Genomic DNA, 873 nt, shown 5'->3' on the forward strand with positions numbered 1-873 from the left:
TGGCTCACATTAGATACAGCGAAAGAAGTGGCAATGGTACAAAATAACGAAGCTGGACGAGTTATTAGAAAATACTTCATTGAAGTAGAAAAGCGATTCCCCCAACAACAAGCGAAATCACCAGCCGAGTTGATCTATATGTTAGCTCAACAAAATATGGAAAGTGAAAGACGAATGTCACAACTACAGCAACAAGTGACAACTGTACAACATCGATTAGATAACTACGACAGAATCGACACTATCGGTGACTTGCAGCAGCGTTTAAACAAAATGATTAGACGATATGCTCACCAAGAAAAAATGACTATATCAAGTGCATGGCGATCATTTACGGATGCATTTAACACAGCTTACAAAACAAACTTGAAATTACGCATTACCAACTACAAAGAAAAACACAGTCTTAAAGACTTAACTAGACCACAGTACTTATCCATGACAAATCAATTAGAAGATGCGGTGCGAGTAGCAGACAAGCTTCTTAACAAAGGAAGTGCAACAGCATGAGTCAAGTCAAAGAAGCTATTGAGGTTTTAGAAGCAGCTTTCTCTGATGTGAGAGAACGATATCCCGCAACACTCACTAATTCACATGGATCATTCCCAAGCATCGTTAACAGAACCGAGTATCTAGAAGGGTTAATTGAAACAGCTTTAAACATACTTTGGGAAGAAGAGGAGGAATAAACAATGGAAGAAAGTTCATTCTCTCACTTCATGGTATTAATTGTATTTCTTATCTTTGTAGGATTGAACTACAAAAGCATAAAGAAAATGATGAAGGATGAAATTGATGGATAAACAGCAACGGGACGAATACGAACAAAAGAAACTAGCATGGATCATAAAGGATTTACGAGCTAGAGGGATA

At 37.6% G+C, this 873-nt stretch carries 1 protein-coding gene and 1 pseudogene; both read left to right on the forward strand.

The window, feature by feature from the left end; genetic code table 11:
* Positions 1-510, forward strand: a pseudogene (locus ACPUEY_RS14060) (hypothetical protein); the annotation flags it as partial.
* Positions 507-689: a hypothetical protein gene (locus tag ACPUEY_RS14065; protein WP_425122468.1), complete on the forward strand. Its 183-nt coding sequence runs from the start codon at positions 507-509 to the stop codon at positions 687-689. The pseudogene ACPUEY_RS14060 and the gene ACPUEY_RS14065, both read left to right, overlap by 4 nt.
* Positions 690-873 lie beyond the last annotated feature (184 nt).

Source organism: Acinetobacter sp. G11 (assembly GCF_049808495.1).
Lineage (GTDB): Bacteria > Pseudomonadota > Gammaproteobacteria > Pseudomonadales > Moraxellaceae > Acinetobacter > Acinetobacter kookii.

What these genes read in the sequence shown, in the direction of transcription:
- ACPUEY_RS14065 (WP_425122468.1), top strand. Translation starts at nt 507, where the DNA reads ATGAGTCAAGTCAAAGAAGCTATTGAGGTTTTAGAAGCAGCTTTCTCT.